Genomic DNA, 15,471 nt, shown 5'->3' on the forward strand with positions numbered 1-15,471 from the left:
GGCCCGTTCCCGGTCTCGCACGCCTGCGGGCACGACTGTCGCCCCGGGCCGCGGCCTTTTCCGTACGCCCGGCGCTCCGCCCGCGGAGCCGCTCACGCCCCCGTGCGCCGGCGCCCCGCGGTCCGCGCGGAGGTCCTGCGCGGCGGGTCCGCGGGCGCGGGAGGGGCCGTGGGGGTGCCCGGGCGGGCAGGACGCGGTCGAGCCGGCCGCGCGAAGTCACGCCGAGCTTCCCGAAGACCTTGCTCAGGTGGTACTGGACCGTGCGGGTGCTGCGGGAGAACTTCGACACGACCGCGCGACTCCACGCCGCGTATTTCGGGGAGCACCGCCCCACCAGCACCGTCATGGGCGTCTCCGACCTCGCCCTGCCGGATCAGCTGGTCGAGATCGGCGCGGTCGTGCGCCTCGACGTGGAAGCCTGACGACCGTTCCGTCCGTATCCCCTCACCCCCGTCCGTCCGGGCCGGGGTGAGGGGCACACGGGGACACCGGCATGACGCTGATCGGTTGCACCCCTTCGACGGGAGGAGGGGCCGCACGCTCGCGTCGCCCTCCCACAGTAAGGAGCTCTCATGCAAGCGATCACCGTGCGAGACCGGGAAGCCGGTCCCGACGGGCTGTCCCTGACGGAGCGGCCCTACCCGCACGCGGCCGAGAACGACGTCGTCGTGCGGGTGCACGCCTCCGGCTTCACTCCGGGGGAGCTGAACTGGCCGGCCACCTGGACCGACCGCGCCGGCCGCGACCGGACGCCCAGCGTGCCCGGGCACGAGCTGTCGGGTGTCGTCGCCGGACTGGGTTACGGCACCACCGGTCTGACGGTCGGCCAGCGGGTGTTCGGCCTGGCCGACTGGGCCCGGGACGGCGCGCTCGCCGAGTACGTCGCGGTGGAGGCCCGCAACCTCGCGCCGCTGCCGGCGGACGTCGACCACGTCCGGGCCGCCGCGCTGCCGATCTCCGGACTGACCGCCTGGCAGGGCCTGTTCGACCACGGCCGGCTGACCGCCGGTCAGACCGTCCTGATCCACGGCGTGGCGGGGGCCGTCGGGTCGATCGCGGCCCAGCTCGCCCGTGCGGCCGGTGCCCGCGTCATCGGCACCGGCCGGTCCGCCGACCGGGAGCGGGCGGCCGCCGTGGGCGCCGACACCTTCCTGGACCTGGAGACCGGGAAGCTGGAGGACGCCGGGGAGGCCGACGTCGTGTTCGACGTGATCGGCGGCGACATCCTGGAGCGTTCGGCCGCGCTGGTCCGGGCCGGCGGCACGCTCGTCACCATCGCCCAGCCGCCCAAGGTCCGGCCCAAGGACGGGCGGGCGGTCTTCTTCGTCGTCGAACCCGACCGCGCCCGGCTCGCCGATCTCGCCGCGCGGGTACGGGACGGCCGGCTCACGGTGCGCGTCGACGCCGTACGGCCGCTCGCCGAGGCACCCGTCGCCCTGGCCCCGGCCACCCGCGCCCGGGGCAAGACGATCATCCGCGTCACGGAAGACTGAATCCGGAGGCGCACGCGGGAGCCGTCGTCCCTCTCGGGCGGGGCGGCGGCAGCGTACCCGCGTGAACCCGCCCTTTCCCGCCCCCACACCCCTGGCCGCCCGCCGCGCGGCGGGCGGTTACCCGTACGCAGCGAAGGAATCATGAGCGACTCGCGTGTCAACCTCGGCAAGCAGCACCCGGCCGCCTACAAGGCCCTCATCGCCCTGTCCGCGGAGGTGGAGGAGGCCGCCGTCACCGCGGGTCTGGACCCGCTCCTGGTGGAGCTGCTGAGGATGCGCACCTCGCAGATCAACGGCTGCGCCTTCTGCCTGCGCATGCACACCCGTGACGCCCTCAAGAAGGGCGAGAACCCCGACCGGATCGCCGTCCTGCCCGCGTGGGAGGAGACCGGCTGCTTCTCCGAGACCGACCGCGGCGCCCTCCGCCTCACCGAGGCGGTCACGCGCGTGCCGGACGGGCACGTCCCGGACACGGAGTACGACGCCGCCGCGGCCGTGCTCACCGCGGACCAGATCTCGGCCGTCGCCTGGCCGGCCACCGTGATGAATGCCTTCAACCGGGTCGCCATCACCAGCCGGTACCCCGTGGGCGGCTGAACCTGCCCGGTGGAGATACCCCGGTGAAGATACCCAGGTGGCGATACCTGGGTCAGGACACACCGCGGGCCCGACATGGAGTGCGTCATGCCGGGCCCGCGGCCGTGCCGTCCGGCGTCGCGTCAGGCGTACGGGTAGAAGCCCGAGCCCGACTTGCGGCCGAGCCGGCCCGCGTCCACCATCCGCTGGAGCAGCGGGGGAGCGGCGTACAGCGGCTCCTTGTACTCGGTGTACATCGAGTCGGCGATCGAGACGATGGTGTCCAGACCGATGAGGTCCGACAGCTTCAGCGGGCCCATCGGGTGGGCGCAGCCGAACTCCATGCCGTTGTCGATGTCCTCGCGGCTCGCGATGCCCGACTCGAACATCCGGATCGCGGAGAGGAGGTACGGCACGAGCAGCGCGTTCACCACGAAGCCCGAGCGGTCCTGGGCGCGGATCGCGTGCTTGCCGAGGACCTTCTCCGCGAACAGCTGGGCCCGGCTGAGGGTGCCCTCGGAGGTGGTGAGCGCGGGGATCAGTTCGACGAGCTTCTGCACCGGCGCCGGGTTGAAGAAGTGGATGCCGATGACCTGGTCGGGGCGAGAAGTCGCCACGGCCAGCTTCACCAGGGGGATCGAGGAGGTGTTGGAGGCCAGGATGGCGTCCGGCCGGGTCACCACCTGGTCGAGCACCTGGAAGATCTCGGTCTTGACCTGCTCGTTCTCCACGACCGCCTCGATGACGAGGTCGCGGTCGGCGAACTCGCCCAGGTCGGTGGTGAAGCTGAGCCGCGCGAGCGTCTCGTCGCGCTCCTCCTCGCTGATCTTGCCGCGTTCGGCGGCCTTCGCGAGCGAGTTGTAGAGCCGCGTGCGGCCGATCTCCAGCGCTTCGCCGGTGGTCTCGGCGACCTTCACTTCGAGGCCGCTGCGGGCGCACACCTCCGCGATGCCCGCGCCCATCTGGCCGCAGCCGACCACTCCGACGCGCTCAATGTCGGCCATGGAGTCCGTCACCTCGTGCCTTTCGCTCTCTGCTGGCGGCGGGCCCGGGTGATTCCGGTGCGTCCGCCTCGACCCCACGACGTTACTCCCGACGGAGCAAATGATCGATCGTTCCAGCCTGGGCATGCTGTCGGATGGGTTGTGACGTATCCGATAGCGAGGGGTGACAAAATGGCACCGATCGGTAGAAGAGGGTTCGTGACAGGAGTGGCGATCGCGACGCTCGGACTGGGCGCGACCGGCTCCGGCGTCGGGCCCGTGCAGGCCGCCGAGGATCCCGGGGCGGCGCCCGGCGAGGGTGGCGGCGGCGGAAAGCGGGCCCGGGCCTTCCAGGGGATGTGGCTCGCGTCCGTCTCCAACCGCGACTTCCCGTCCCGCACCGGCCTGAGCGCCGCCGAGCAGCGCGCCGAGCTGGTCGGCTGGCTCGATCTCGCGGTACGGCGCGGCCTGACCGCCGTCGTCTTCCAGATCCGGCCCTCGGCCGACGCCCTGTGGCCGTCGGCGTACGAGCCGTGGTCGCAGTACCTGACCGGCGTCCAGGGCCGCGACCCCGGCTGGGACCCGCTCGGCACCGCCGTCACCGAGGCGCACGCGCGCGGCCTGGAACTGCACGCCTGGTGCAACCCGTACCGCGTCGCCTTCCACACCGACCCCGACCGGCTCGCCGCGAGCCATCCGGTGCGCCGCCACCCCGACTGGGCGCTCGCCTACAACGGCCAGCTGCTCTACAACCCCGGCCTGCCGGAGGTCCGCGAGCACGTGCAGGACGCGATGCTCGACGCCGTACGCCGCTACGACATCGACGCGCTGCACTGGGACGACTACTTCTACCCGTACCCGGCGTCAGGGGAGACCCTCGACGACGACGCCGCGTACGAGCGCTACGGGGGAGGGTTCTCCGGCCGCGCTGCCTGGCGGCGGAACAACATCGACCTGCTGGTGTCCGAGACGGCCTCCCGGATCAAGGAGACCAAGCCCAAGGTCGCGTTCGGCATCAGCCCCTTCGGGGTCTGGCGCAACGCCGGCACCGACCCGGCCGGCTCCGACACCCGCTCGCTGCAGACGTACGACGATCTGTACGCGGACACCCGCCGCTGGGTCCGGGAGGGCTGGATCGACTACGTGATCCCGCAGCTGTACTGGCAGATCGGCAACTCCGCCGCCGACTACGCGAAGCTCGTGCCCTGGTGGGACAAGACGGTCCGGGGCACCGGCGTACGGCTCTACCTCGGCGAGGCGCTGTACAAGGTCGGCGACCCGGCGCAGCCGGACGCCTGGCAGGACCCCGAGGAGCCGGCCCGGCACGTCGACCTGGGCAGGCGGTACGCGTCGGTCGGCGGGCACTGCTGGTTCGCGGCGCGCGAGGTCCGCGAGGACCCGCTGGGCGCGCTCACCACCGCCCTCGGGAGATGACGCGCTGAGTCCCTTCGCCGCGGGGACGGGCCGGGCCGGGGGCCCACCGGCCCCCGGCGGGGCTCACTGGCCCGCGGCCTCGGCGTGATGGCGTACGACGGTGTCGGGACCCGGTGACATCAGGGCCTCGTGACCGTCGTCGTCGAACTTGACGCGGTACGGGGGAGCGCCGTTCTCCCCGCGTACCTCCAGGACCTTGGCCGTACGGTCGTGCTGTCCGACGGTCCGGCCGTGCATCAGCAGTCTGTCGCCCACGCTCGCCTGCATCGCGTGACCTCCTCGCGGCTGGGCTGGCTCTCGCTGGGTGGGCTCTCCTCGCCCCTCCTCGCCGCTCCTCGCGTTCCTCGTGCTCCTCGGAAAGCGCTCGGAAGGGGCGTGGCAAGTGCTCGGATACGCCCTACTCGGAGTCTACGTCTGCCATTGTGACCTGCGTCTCAGCTCCGCGCCCGCTGGGTCACGGCGATGCAGACGAGAACCCCGACGGCGGCGAGCGGCGCGGCCGCGGCGGGCCGCTCGCCGAGGACGGTCACCGACCAGACCAGGGTCAGCAGCGGCTGGGCGAGCTGGAGCTGGCTGGCGCGCGGGATGCCGATCGCGGCCATGCCCCGGTACCAGACGTACAGGCCGAAGAAGGTGGAGCCGGCCGCCGCCCACACCAGTCCGGTGACGCCGTGCGCGGTGAGGTGCACCGGCTCGTACGCGAGGGCGACGGCCGCGCCCACCGCCGTCAGCGGCAGACAGCCGACCAGCGCCCAGCCGACGACCTGCCAGCCGGGCATCGAGGCGGCCAGCCGGCCGCCCTCGGTGTATCCGGCGGCGCAGACGAGGAGAGCGCCGAAGAGGTAGAGGTCGCCGGCCGTCAGCGCGCCGCCGCTCTGCTGGACGGTGAAGACGATGACGACGAGCGCGCCGGCGAGGGCCGCGGCCCAGAACGTACGGGACGGCCGGCGACCAGTGCGCAGGGCGGCGAAGACCGCCGTGGTCAGCGGCAGCAGACCGACGACGACGGCGGCGTGTGCGGTGGTGGAGGTCCGCAGCGCCAGCGTGGTGAGCATCGGGAAGCCGATGACGACCCCGCCGCCGACCACCACGAGCCCGGGCCAGTGGCGGCGGGCGGGCGGCGGGACACGGCCGGCCAGCAGGAAGGCGCCCGCGATCAGCGCGGCGAGCACGGAGCGCAGGGCGACCAGGGACCAGGGGCCGAAGCTCTCCAGACCCCACACGGTGGAGGGGAAGGTGAGGGAGAAGGCGACGACGCCGAGCGCGGCGAGCAGGGTGCCGCCGGAGGAGCCGCCCGAGAAGCTTCCGGCGGAGCTTCCGGCGGGAGAGGGGGAGCCGGAGGGGGTGGTGCGGAGGGCGGTACGGGAGGTCGTACGTGAGGGGGCGCCGGCCGTGCGGGGCTCGGCGACCGCTATCGCACCCTCGGGGGTAGCGCTATTCTGTGCTCTCATGCATGAGCGTAGCAGTGTCGCGGATTTGGCCGAATCCCTGAAAGTGGAGCTGGACCGCTACTCACCGGGAGAGAAGCTGCCGTCCAGTCGGGCCCTCGTCGAGCGCTACCACGTCTCCCCGGTGACCGTCACCCGCGCGCTCGCCCGGCTCGCCTCCGAGGGCCTGGTCGTGACCCGCCCGGGCGCGGGCGCCTACCGGGCCGGCCCCCGTACCGCCACCCCCGCCGCGGGCGACACCTCCTGGCAGGAACTCGCCCTCAGCGCGGACGCCGCCACCGAACTCGTCCCCCGCGCCGTCGACGCCTCGGGCGTCCTCGTCACCCTCGCCGAACCCCCGTCCGGCACCATCGAGTTCAACGGCGGCTACCTGCACCCCTCGCTCCAGCCCGAACGCGCCCTCGCCGCCGCCCTCGCCCGGGCCGGCCGGCGTCCCGGCGCCTGGGGCCGCCCGCCCATCGACGGACTGCCGGAACTGCGCGCCTGGTTCGCCCGCGAGATCGGCGGCGGCGTCACCGCCGCCGAGGTCCTCGTCACCGCCGGCGGCCAGTCCGCCCTCACCACCGTCCTGCGCGCCCTCACCCCACCCGGCACCCCGGTCCTCGTCGAATCGCCCACCTACCCCGGCATGCTCGCCGTCGCCCGCGCCGCCGGACTGCGCCCCGTCCCCGTCCCCACCGACGCCGACGGGATCCGTCCCGACCTGCTCGAAGCCGCCTTCCGGGCCACCGGCGCCCGCGTCCTCGTCTGCCAGCCCCTCTTCCAGAACCCCACCGGCGCAGCCCTGCCCGAACAGCGGCGCGCCGCCGTCGTCCACGTCGCCCGCGCCGCCGGAGCCTTCGTCATAGAGGACGACTTCGCGCGCCGGCTCGTCCACGAGGACGCCGGCCCGCTGCCGCCGACGCTCGCCGCCGACGACCCCGACGGCGTCGTCGTCCACGTCTGCTCCCTCACCAAGCCGACCTCCCCGAGCCTGCGCGTCGGCGCGCTCGCGGCCCGCGGCCCGGTACTCGAACGCCTCCGCGCCATCCAGGTCGTCGACAGCTTCTTCGTCCCCCGCCCGCTCCAGGAAGCCGCCCTCGAACTCGTCGGATCACCGTCCTGGACCCGCCATCTGCGCGCCGTCGCCCACGAGCTGAAGAGCCGCCGCGACACCATGACCGCCGCCGTCGTCCGGCACCTGCCCGAACTCGCCCTGCCCCACGTCCCCTCCGGCGGCTACCACCTCTGGCTCCGCCTGCCCGACACCCTCCCCGAGGTGGCCCTCTTCCCGGCCGCCCTGCGCGCCGGAGTCGCCGTCGCCCCCGGCCGCCCGTACTTCTGCGCGGAGCCGCCCGCCGGACACATCCGGCTGAGCTTCGCGGGCGTCGCGGGCCCGGCGGAGATCGCGGAGGGGGTGCGGCGGCTGCGTACGGCGATCGACGGCGTCCGGCCGTGACCGCGTGCGGCACACGCGTCCCGCGGCGGCGACGGCCGTGCTCCGTCCTTCAGCGAGCCGGTGCGGCTCCCTCCGGCGCGGCCGCGGCCGTGCCGGGCCATGCCCCGCGTCCCAGCAGATCGAGGACGAGCGCGGCGATGTTCCACGCGTCGTCCTCGCCGCGGTGGTGACGTCCCTCCAGCGGCAGTCCGGCGATCCGGAGAGCATGATCCATGCCGGGTTTCCTCGGGAGCCCGTACGCCGTGGTGAAGACGGCCTTGGCGTTGGTGTGGGTACGTTCCGCCGGATACCCGAACGGGTAGGCCACCCCGTCGGCCCGGCTCTGCCGGGCGAACTGCCGGCGGTCGTACTCGCCCCAGCTCGCCCAGGGGCGCTCCCCGGCCCCGTACTCCTCGACGAGGATCCGGCAGGCCTCCGCGAAGGGGACGCCCCGCTCCACCTCGGCCCGCGTCAGACCGGTCAGTCCGGTGCAGAAGTCGCTCACCGCCGACCGGACCGGGCGGACCAGAAGACGGTGCCGGGACACGCGGCGCCGCGCCCGCACGTCCACGACGGTCAGACCGATCTCGATGATCTCGTGCACGGAGCCGGGCGGCGGCTGTCCGTCCCAGCAGGTGGCTTCCACATCGATGACGTTCAGCAGGGCGGATTCGGGGCGCATCGGCCGAGGGTAGGGACGCGCGCCCGACTCCCGCACCTCGATTTCCGCGCGCGGCCGGACCGGCGCCGAGGAGCGTCCGCGGGCGGGGCGATCGCGGCCGTCGGGGAGGGCCGGAACCCTCCCCGACGGCCGCGTGTCCGGCCTACTTCAGATGACGGGCGAAGAACCGGGCCCCTTCCTCCACCTCGAACCACGGAGCGCCGGTGTGCCCGCCCATGTTGGCGTGCAGCGTCTTCTCCTTGGTCCCGAAGGCGTCGAACAGATCCAGTACGGGCTGCCGCTCCATTCCCTCGTCGTCCCACTGCATGAGGAACCGCAGCGGGATGCCGACCTTTCGAGCTTCCTCGCGCAGGGCGTCGGGCACGAAGGTCTGGCCGAACAGGGCGGCGGCGGCGATCCGCGGCTCGGTCGCCGCCAGCCGGATGCCGATCGGGAGCATCCCGTCGTACCCGACCGGGCCGCCGATCTCGGGCAGCGACAGCAGGGCTTCCAGGGTGGCCTGCCACTCCGGGACCGCCTGGTCGACCAGCGGGACGATGAAGGCGTGGACGATCTCGTCGGTCAGTTCGCCGGCCTGGATCGCCCGGCGGAAGTCGGCGCGGGCCTGGTCGCCGGCGGTGTCACGGGGCCGGTCGCCGCACCCGGGGGCGTCGATGGCGGCCACCGCGAAGCCGTACCGCGCCGCGTAGTGCCGGGCCCGGGCCACCAGCCGGGGGAGTCGCTTGTGCAGGCCGCCCGGGTGGCCGACGAGGATCAGCGGGGCCGGGGCCGAGGGGGTGGCGGAGGCGGGCGTCCACAGGACACCGGGGATCTCGCCGAGGGTGAAGTCGCGGTCGAGGACGCCGTCGTCGAGACGCCGTGCGGACGTGAAATGCGGGGTGAAACGCGGAGTGAAGTGCACGGTCGTGCCTTTCGGGAGTGCGCGGGGAACGGCGCTCCCGGACGACGACCTATCGTCCGACCGTGACCCCGGAGGGGAGCACCCATGTCGATACGTTCACGGGTACCACCTCCTCGTTTCCTTGCACGGCTGCCGAAAAAGTAGCAGGACCGCGCCCCGCTCCGCCAACGGGTTCACGCGGAGGCCCGGTGGCCGGACCGGGAGGAATTCGGCTGACAGGAGCGCTACGGCCTGGCAGCCTGCGCCCATGAGCGACCTGAACGATGCGACCGACCCGAGCAAGCCCGATGTCCCCGGCCCCGTCCTGCACGGTGCGTACGAGATCTCGGCCGACCCCGCCCGGATCGACGCCGCCCGCGTCCACCACTGGATCTCCGGCGACTCCTACTGGGCCCTGGGCCGGACCCGGGAGACGCAGGACCGGGCCATCGCCGGCTCCCTCAACTTCGGCGCCTACGACACCGGCGGCGGCGAGATGGCCGCCTACGCGCGCGTCGTCACCGACTACGCCACCTTCGCCTGGCTCTGCGACGTCTACGTCGATCCCGCCGCCCGCGGCACCGGCCTCGGCACCGCCCTCGTCACCGCCGTCCGCGACCACCTGGCGCCGTACGGGCTGCGCCGGATCATGCTCGCGACCGCCGACGCCCACGGCGTCTACGCGAAGGTCGGTTTCGAACCCCTGGAATACCCGGACAAGTGGATGACTCTCGGGCTCCAGTGACCCGCCGCCCCCACCGGCCCGCTCCGTAACCCTTGACCCGGCGGGCCCCCGGCCCCACCATCGCGGCCATGGCAACTCGGGTCACGCTCGTCGCGGCGGCACGCAGTTCCTCCTTGCTCGCCGAGCGATTCGACGACGACCGGCCGCTCGACGAGGCCGGCTGGTACGAGGTGCAGCTCGCCGCGCCCCGGCTGATCCCGCTCGGCGCGGCCGAACTGCGCTACTGCTCGCCGACGCCCCGCAGCCGCGCCACCGGCACGGCCCTCGGCTACGCGCCGCTCGCCCAGCCCGCCCTGCGCGACTGCGACATGGGCCGCTGGCGCGGCCACACCCTCGCGGAGGTCGCCGCGCTCGAACCGGCCGCCGTCGACGCCTGGCTCGCCGATCCGCGCACCGCCCCGCACGGCGGCGAGCCGCTGCTCGCCTTCATCACCCGGGTCGGCGGCTGGCTCGACACCCGGCCCGCCGACGACGGCGCGATCGTCGCCGTCGCCGAACCCGCCGTCGTCCGCGCCGCCTTCGTCTACGCGCTGAAGGCCCCGCCCCCGACGTACTGGAACGTCGACGTCCGCCCCCTGTCGACCGTCACCCTCACCGGGCATCCGGGACGCTGGCACCTGGAACTGGCGGCGGTGGCGGGCTGACGTACGGGCCAGGGCGGCCACGGCGGGCACGGTGGGCGCGGCGATCGGCCGCACGCCCCCGGCCACCTCTGCGGCCTGGTCGGCCGTACGGCCCCGGCACCGGTCCGCCAAGCCCCGCGCACCGGCTAGCCTGGGGACACGATGAACCGTTTGACCACGTCATGGGGTGCCTTCGCGCTCACCCGCTGCCCGGCCGACCCGCGCGACCCGTTGCGCGCCTGGGACGCGGCGGACGAGTACCTGCTGAACCACCTCGCCGAGACCGGCACCGAGCTGTCCGGCACGGTCGCCGTCGTCGGCGACCGCTGGGGCGCCCTCGCGACCGCGCTCGCCGCCCGGCACCCCGGCACCCTGGTGCAGATCTCCGACTCGTACCTGGGCCGGACCGCCACCGCCGACAACCTGGCCCGGTCCGGTGCCGCCCCCGACGCGGTACGGATGCTCACCACGCAGGACCCGCCGCCCGAGCGGATCGACGTGCTGCTGGTCCGCGTACCGAAGAGCCTCGCGCTCCTCGAAGACCAGCTGCACCGGCTCGCGCCCGCCGTGCACGCGGGGACGGTCGTCGTCGGCACCGGCATGGTGAAGGAGATCCACACCTCCACCCTCACCCTCTTCGAGACGATCCTCGGCCCGACCCGGACCTCCCTCGCCGTGAAGAAGGCCCGGCTCGTCCACACCACGGTGACCACGGACGGCGTACGGGACGCCCAGGGCGCCAACCCCTGGCCGTACCGGTACGAGCTGCCCGCCGACGCCCCCGCCGGCCTCGCCGGGCGCGCGGTCGTCAACCAGGCCGGTGTGTTCTGCGCCGACCGTCTCGACATCGGCACCCGCTTCTTCCTGAAGCACCTGCCGACCGGCCTCGGCCGCGCGCGGGTCGTCGACCTCGGCTGCGGCAACGGCGTCGTCGGCCTCGCCGTCGCGCTCGCCGAGCCGGAGGCGGAACTCCTCTTCACCGACGAGTCGTACCAGGCCGTCGCCTCCGCCGAGGAGAACTTCCGCGTCCACGCGGGCGAGGACGGCCGCACCGCCGAGTTCACGGTCGGCGACGGCCTCGCCGACGTGGCACCAGGCACGGTGGACCTGGTGCTCAACAACCCGCCGTTCCACAACCACCAGGCCACCACCGACCGCACCGCCCGCCGGATGTTCTCCGACGCCCGCCGGGCCCTTCGGCCCGGCGGGGAACTGTGGGTGGTCGGCAACCGCCACCTCGGCTACCACGTCACCCTGCGCCGGGTGTTCGGCAACAGCGAACTCGTCGCGAGCGACCCGAAGTTCGTGGTCCTGAGGGCGGTCAAGCGCGGCGGCTGACGCGGCTCGGGCCCGCGCCGGGGCCCGAGCCCCGGGCTCAGGCGAGGGCGACCAGGTCCCGGTAACCCGGGTTCCACAGGTCCTCCGCCGCGTCCGGCAGCAGCAGGACGCGCTCGGGGCGCAGCGCGTCGATCGCGCCCTCGTCGTGGGTCACCATGACGATCGCGCCGGGGTACGTGCCGACGGCCGCGAGGACCTCGTCGCGCGAGGCCGGGTCGAGGTTGTTCGTCGGCTCGTCGAGCAGCAGCACGTTCGCGCCCGAGTGGACCAGGCCCGCGAGCGCGAGCCGGGTCTTCTCGCCGCCCGACAGCACCCCGGCCGGCTTGCCGGCGTCGTCGCCCCGGAACAGGAACGCGCCCAGCACCCGGCGCACCTCGCCGTCGGTCAGATGCGGCGCCGCCGCGGCCAGGTTCTCCCGTACCGTACGCGCCGGATCGAGCGTCTCGTGCTCCTGCGCGAAGTAGCCGAGCCGCAGCCCGTGCCCGTGCACCACCCGCCCCGCGTCCGGGGTCTCGCGGCCCGCGAGCAGCCGCAGCAGGGTCGTCTTGCCCGCGCCGTTGAGCCCGAGCACCACGAGCCGGCTGCCCCGGTCCACGGCGAGGTCGACCCCGTCCAGGACCGGGCGCCCGGGCCCGTACCCCTTGGTGAGGGAGATCGCGCCCAACGGGGTACGGCCGCAGGGGGCGGGTTCCGGCAGCCGGATCCTGGCGACCCGCTCGGTGTGTCGCACCTCCTCCAGGCCGTCGAGCAGCCGGTCGGCGCGGCGGGCCATGCTGCGGGCGGTGACCGACGTCGACGAGCGGGCCTTCATCCGGTCCGCCCGGTCGTGCAGCGCGGCGGCCTTGCGCTCGGCGTTGGCGCGTTCGCGCGTCCGGCGGCGCTCGTCGGCGTCCCGCTGGGTGAGGTACGCGGCCCAGCCGGTGTTGTGGATGTCGAGGGCCGCGCGCTGCGGGTCGAGGTGGAAGATCCGGTTGACGGTGGCGGCGATCAGATCCACCTCGTGGCTGATGAGGACGAGCCCGCCGCGGTGCGCGGCGAGGTGCCCGCGGAGCCAGCCGATGGAGTCGGCGTCGAGGTGGTTGGTCGGCTCGTCGAGCAGCAGGGTGCCGTCGCGGCCGTCCCCGGCGAACAGGATCCCCGCCAGCTCGACCCGCCGCTTCTGCCCGCCGGACAACGTGCCGACGGGCCGGCCCAGCGCCTCGGCGGGCAGCCCGAGCCCGGCCGCGACCCTGGCCGCCTCGGCCTCGGCCGCGTAACCGCCGCAGGCCTCGAAGGCGGCCTCGGCACGGGCGTACGCGGCCATGGCGGCGTCGTCGGCCCGCGCGGCGAGCCGGTCGGCGGCCTCGCGCAGCCGCCGCATCGCGACGTCCATGCCGCGCGCGGACAGGATCCGGTCCAGGACCGTCACGTCGGGGTCGGCGGCACGCGAGTCCTGCGCGAGGCACGCCACCGGGCCGGTCCGCACGACCTCCCCGGCGGCCGGGGCACGCAGGCCGGCGAGGGTGTGCAGAAGAGTCGTCTTCCCGGCGCCGTTGCGGCCGACCAGACCGACACGGTCGCCGGGGGCGATGTGGAAGGAGACAGAGGAAAGCAGAAGACGGGCGCCGACGCGCACGTCGACACCGCGGGCGGTGATCATGGGATGACGCTCCGAAACAAGCCGAGGACACACGGGTGACGTGGAAGCGGGTCCTGGGCTAGGAAATTCGGGGCGTAGACATGCGGCCGACGATAGCGGGGGAGGAGAGCCGCCGCATCCGGATTTCCCTTCGCTGGGCTCTCGCCCTGCCGGAATGTGCCCCGCCCCGCCCGGAGGTGGAGGATCCGGACGGAGCGGGAGTCCGTGGAACCGCGCGAGGAGCGCGGTGAGTGCGACGAGCGCGGTGTCAGCGGGGCGGCGGTGGCGCGTGCCGTTTGAGGGTCATCTTCGGCGGATTGTGCGGGTGATTGCGGATCTCCACCGCACAGTCCACAGCAGCAGACGCGTCGTGTCGCGGTCCGGTTCCCGCGTAATGCCCGAACCACTCGATCAGCAGCGCGCACACCGTGCAGCCGGGCGCCGGGGCGGGATGGCGGCGGAGTCCGTGGTCGGTGGCGAGCCCGGTGGTGGGTGTGGTCGTGGCCGTGGTCGTCACGGCTTCCCCGGCGGGAACACGGGGGTGGTGAGGGTGCGGATGCTCTCGCACTCGCTGTCGGTCGGCGGGCGCAGATCCTCGGCTCGCGCGGTCCATTCCTTGCCGCCGCCCACAGGACGGAGGTAGATGAGGTCGTCTTCATGGGCCATCACCCGACCGGGGCGAGTTGTCGCCACACGAGTGTCGACCATGTACGACCCGATGACCGGCATCGATGCAGGTTGCGGGCTTGGCTGAGCGATGTGTCCAGGCATCATTGCTCCTTTCTGTAGCGAATCCACTACGAGGCGTCGCCAGAGTGGCCTACCGTGGGGGTCCTTTCAACGTTTCTGGGAAGGACGAAAGGTCGGTGATCGGCCCTTGAACATCAAGGAGTTGGACCCGGACAGCTCGCCTCAAGCCGCGTTCGGTGCCCGTCTGCGCAGAATGAGAGAGGAGCGCGGCTGGTCCCAGGACGAACTGGGCATCCGGATGGGGTACTCCAGCACGCATCTCTCGTCCGTCGAAACTGGTCGCAAGAGGCCAACCTTGCGGCTCACCCGCCGCGCGGACGTGGCCTTCGGGACCGGCGACCAGTTCGAGCGCGAGTGGCGCGAGATGACGCAGGGGGCGCTTCTGGAGGGCTTTCCGGAGTACCTGGAGTACGAGGCGCGAGCGGCAGAGGTCAGGCTGTACGAGATCGGGATCATCCCGGGCCTGCTCCAAACGCCGGAGTACGCCCGGTGCTTGGCGGACAGTGCCCTACGGCGAGGCGCCATCACACCCGAGCAGGCGGATGAACGCGTCGCGTTCCTGGCGGAACGGCAGGAGGCGCTCGCGCAGCCGCGCCTTCCGATGATGCTGGTGGTCATGGACGAGAGCTGCATCCGAAGGCAGGTGGGCGGACCCGGAGCCATGGGTGCGCAACTCGACCGCCTGCTGGAGTTCGCAGAGCAGCCGGGCACGGTGCTCCAGATCGCTCCCTACGAGATAGGAGAACGACGTGCGCTCAACCTTCCGCTCAACCTGCTGACCCTGCCGGACCTGACCGTGGTCGCGTACGCGGAATCTCAGATCCGAGGCCACCTTGAGCGTGAATCGACCTCGGTGCTCGCCCTGCTCTCGGACTACCATCACCTTCAAGCCGAGGCCCTCACCCAGGCGGCATCGGTGGCCATGATCAATGAGGCGCGAAAGGGCTACCCGTGACGACCGAACACCCGCAGTGGTTTAAGTCCTCTTACAGCGACAATGGTGGTAACTGCGTGGAGGTCGCTGCCAACCTCGTTGCCTCGCGCGGCATCGTTCCCGTCCGCGATTCGAAGGATGTCGCTGGTCCGGTTCTCGATGTCTCCACTCCGGCGTTCGTCTCCTTCGTGAGCGGCGTCAAGGCCGGTGACCTCGGCACCGCCTGACGTACAACCAGTGGTGTGATCCACGAGGTATGAAAGGGCTAGCTGTGACGAACGACAACCCGCAGTGGTTCAAGTCCTCCTACAGCAACACCGGCGGCAGCTGCGTGGAGGTCGCCACCAACCTCGTCGCCTCGCGCGGCATCGTTCCCGTCCGTGACTCGAAGGATGTCGCTGGTCCGGTTCTCGATGTCTCCACTCCGGCGTTCGTCTCCTTCGTGAGCGGCGTCAAGGCCGGCGACCTCGGCACCGCCTGACCTACACCCAGCACGCCAAGGGCCCCGTCTCACCCCCGAACCAGGGGAGACGGGGCCCTGTTCATGCGC

At 72.9% G+C, this 15,471-nt stretch carries 19 protein-coding genes; 11 read left to right on the forward strand and 8 right to left on the reverse strand.

Annotated features, from left to right (window positions below):
- Positions 1-239 precede the first annotated feature (239 nt).
- The 3 genes from ABZ693_RS21025 (at position 240) to ABZ693_RS21035 (ending at position 2,090) form a co-directional block, all read left to right on the forward strand.
- The gene (locus ABZ693_RS21025) at positions 240-422 is read left to right on the forward strand and encodes a hypothetical protein (protein WP_359879335.1); all 183 of its coding nucleotides are present in this window, start codon (positions 240-242) and stop codon (positions 420-422) included.
- 150 nt (positions 423-572) lie between these two features.
- Entirely contained in the window at positions 573-1,493 is a 921-nt protein-coding gene (locus ABZ693_RS21030) for an NADP-dependent oxidoreductase (RefSeq protein WP_359879338.1), read from the forward strand.
- Between the two features lie 141 nt (positions 1,494-1,634).
- A complete protein-coding gene (locus ABZ693_RS21035; RefSeq protein ID WP_435842491.1) occupies positions 1,635-2,090 on the forward strand; it encodes a carboxymuconolactone decarboxylase family protein in 456 nt (151 codons plus the stop codon).
- Positions 2,091-2,212: 122 nt separating this feature from the next.
- Here ABZ693_RS21035 and ABZ693_RS21040 read toward each other — a convergent pair whose 3' ends face one another.
- Complete coding sequence (locus ABZ693_RS21040; RefSeq protein WP_359879341.1) at positions 2,213-3,073, reverse strand: 3-hydroxybutyryl-CoA dehydrogenase; 861 nt, start codon at positions 3,071-3,073, stop codon at positions 2,213-2,215.
- 171 nt (positions 3,074-3,244) lie between these two features.
- Here ABZ693_RS21040 and ABZ693_RS21045 point away from each other — a divergent pair, with 171 nt between their 5' ends.
- Positions 3,245-4,486, forward strand: coding sequence for a glycoside hydrolase family 10-like protein (locus ABZ693_RS21045; RefSeq protein ID WP_359879344.1), 1,242 nt, complete (start codon positions 3,245-3,247; stop codon positions 4,484-4,486).
- 63 nt (positions 4,487-4,549) lie between these two features.
- Here ABZ693_RS21045 and ABZ693_RS21050 read toward each other — a convergent pair whose 3' ends face one another.
- Complete coding sequence (locus ABZ693_RS21050; RefSeq protein WP_359879346.1) at positions 4,550-4,753, reverse strand: DUF1918 domain-containing protein; 204 nt, start codon at positions 4,751-4,753, stop codon at positions 4,550-4,552.
- Positions 4,754-4,920: 167 nt separating this feature from the next.
- On the reverse strand, positions 4,921-5,937 hold the full coding sequence (locus tag ABZ693_RS21055) for a DMT family transporter (protein WP_359879349.1): 1,017 nt from the start codon (positions 5,935-5,937) through the stop codon (positions 4,921-4,923).
- Here ABZ693_RS21055 and ABZ693_RS21060 point away from each other — a divergent pair.
- Complete coding sequence (locus ABZ693_RS21060; RefSeq protein WP_359879351.1) at positions 5,936-7,372, forward strand: aminotransferase-like domain-containing protein; 1,437 nt, start codon at positions 5,936-5,938, stop codon at positions 7,370-7,372. The two genes, ABZ693_RS21055 and ABZ693_RS21060, sit on opposite strands and share 2 nt — an antisense overlap.
- Positions 7,373-7,421: 49 nt before the next feature.
- Here the strand turns inward: ABZ693_RS21060 and ABZ693_RS21065 are convergent, their stop codons facing one another.
- Together ABZ693_RS21065 and ABZ693_RS21070 are read right to left on the reverse strand one after the other, a co-directional pair.
- Positions 7,422-8,033: a 3'-5' exonuclease gene (locus tag ABZ693_RS21065; RefSeq protein WP_359879354.1), complete on the reverse strand. Its 612-nt coding sequence runs from the start codon at positions 8,031-8,033 to the stop codon at positions 7,422-7,424.
- 142 nt (positions 8,034-8,175) lie between these two features.
- Positions 8,176-8,934, reverse strand: a complete 759-nt coding sequence (locus ABZ693_RS21070; protein ID WP_359879357.1) for a dienelactone hydrolase family protein — start codon at positions 8,932-8,934, stop codon at positions 8,176-8,178.
- Between the two features lie 247 nt (positions 8,935-9,181).
- Between ABZ693_RS21070 and ABZ693_RS21075 the strand changes: the two genes are divergently transcribed.
- The 3 genes from ABZ693_RS21075 to ABZ693_RS21085 all read left to right on the forward strand — a co-directional run bounded on the left by ABZ693_RS21075 (position 9,182) and on the right by ABZ693_RS21085 (position 11,619).
- The gene (locus tag ABZ693_RS21075; protein ID WP_359879360.1) at positions 9,182-9,658 is read left to right on the forward strand and encodes a GNAT family N-acetyltransferase; all 477 of its coding nucleotides are present in this window, start codon (positions 9,182-9,184) and stop codon (positions 9,656-9,658) included.
- 68 nt (positions 9,659-9,726) lie between these two features.
- Positions 9,727-10,302, forward strand: a complete 576-nt coding sequence (locus ABZ693_RS21080) for a histidine phosphatase family protein (RefSeq protein WP_359879362.1) — start codon at positions 9,727-9,729, stop codon at positions 10,300-10,302.
- A 141-nt stretch (positions 10,303-10,443) separates the two neighbouring features.
- A complete protein-coding gene (locus ABZ693_RS21085; protein ID WP_359879365.1) occupies positions 10,444-11,619 on the forward strand; it encodes a methyltransferase in 1,176 nt (391 codons plus the stop codon).
- Between the two features lie 37 nt (positions 11,620-11,656).
- Here the strand turns inward: ABZ693_RS21085 and ABZ693_RS21090 are convergent, their stop codons facing one another.
- The 3 genes from ABZ693_RS21090 to ABZ693_RS21100 form a co-directional block, all read right to left on the reverse strand.
- On the reverse strand, positions 11,657-13,258 hold the full coding sequence (locus tag ABZ693_RS21090) for an ABC-F family ATP-binding cassette domain-containing protein (protein WP_359879368.1): 1,602 nt from the start codon (positions 13,256-13,258) through the stop codon (positions 11,657-11,659).
- 247 nt (positions 13,259-13,505) lie between these two features.
- Positions 13,506-13,754 (reverse strand): hypothetical protein, encoded by a 249-nt coding sequence (locus ABZ693_RS21095; protein WP_359879370.1) that lies wholly within the window; start codon positions 13,752-13,754, stop codon positions 13,506-13,508.
- The gene (locus ABZ693_RS21100) at positions 13,751-13,903 is read right to left on the reverse strand and encodes a hypothetical protein (protein WP_359879373.1); all 153 of its coding nucleotides are present in this window, start codon (positions 13,901-13,903) and stop codon (positions 13,751-13,753) included. The genes ABZ693_RS21095 and ABZ693_RS21100 overlap by 4 nt, the downstream gene beginning before the upstream one ends.
- Before the next feature lie 211 nt (positions 13,904-14,114).
- Here ABZ693_RS21100 and ABZ693_RS21105 point away from each other — a divergent pair, with 211 nt between their 5' ends.
- The 3 genes from ABZ693_RS21105 to ABZ693_RS21115 are packed head-to-tail and all read left to right on the forward strand — an operon-like array spanning position 14,115 to position 15,402.
- Positions 14,115-14,942, forward strand: a complete 828-nt coding sequence (locus ABZ693_RS21105; RefSeq protein WP_359879375.1) for a helix-turn-helix domain-containing protein — start codon at positions 14,115-14,117, stop codon at positions 14,940-14,942.
- The gene (locus ABZ693_RS21110) at positions 14,939-15,148 is read left to right on the forward strand and encodes a DUF397 domain-containing protein (RefSeq protein ID WP_359879376.1); all 210 of its coding nucleotides are present in this window, start codon (positions 14,939-14,941) and stop codon (positions 15,146-15,148) included. Before ABZ693_RS21105 ends, ABZ693_RS21110 begins: the two co-directional genes overlap by 4 nt.
- Positions 15,149-15,192: 44 nt before the next feature.
- A complete protein-coding gene (locus tag ABZ693_RS21115; RefSeq protein WP_359879378.1) occupies positions 15,193-15,402 on the forward strand; it encodes a DUF397 domain-containing protein in 210 nt (69 codons plus the stop codon).
- Positions 15,403-15,471 lie beyond the last annotated feature (69 nt).

This window comes from Streptomyces laurentii, from assembly GCF_040635425.1.
Classification (GTDB): Bacteria; Actinomycetota; Actinomycetes; order Streptomycetales; family Streptomycetaceae; genus Streptomyces; species Streptomyces laurentii.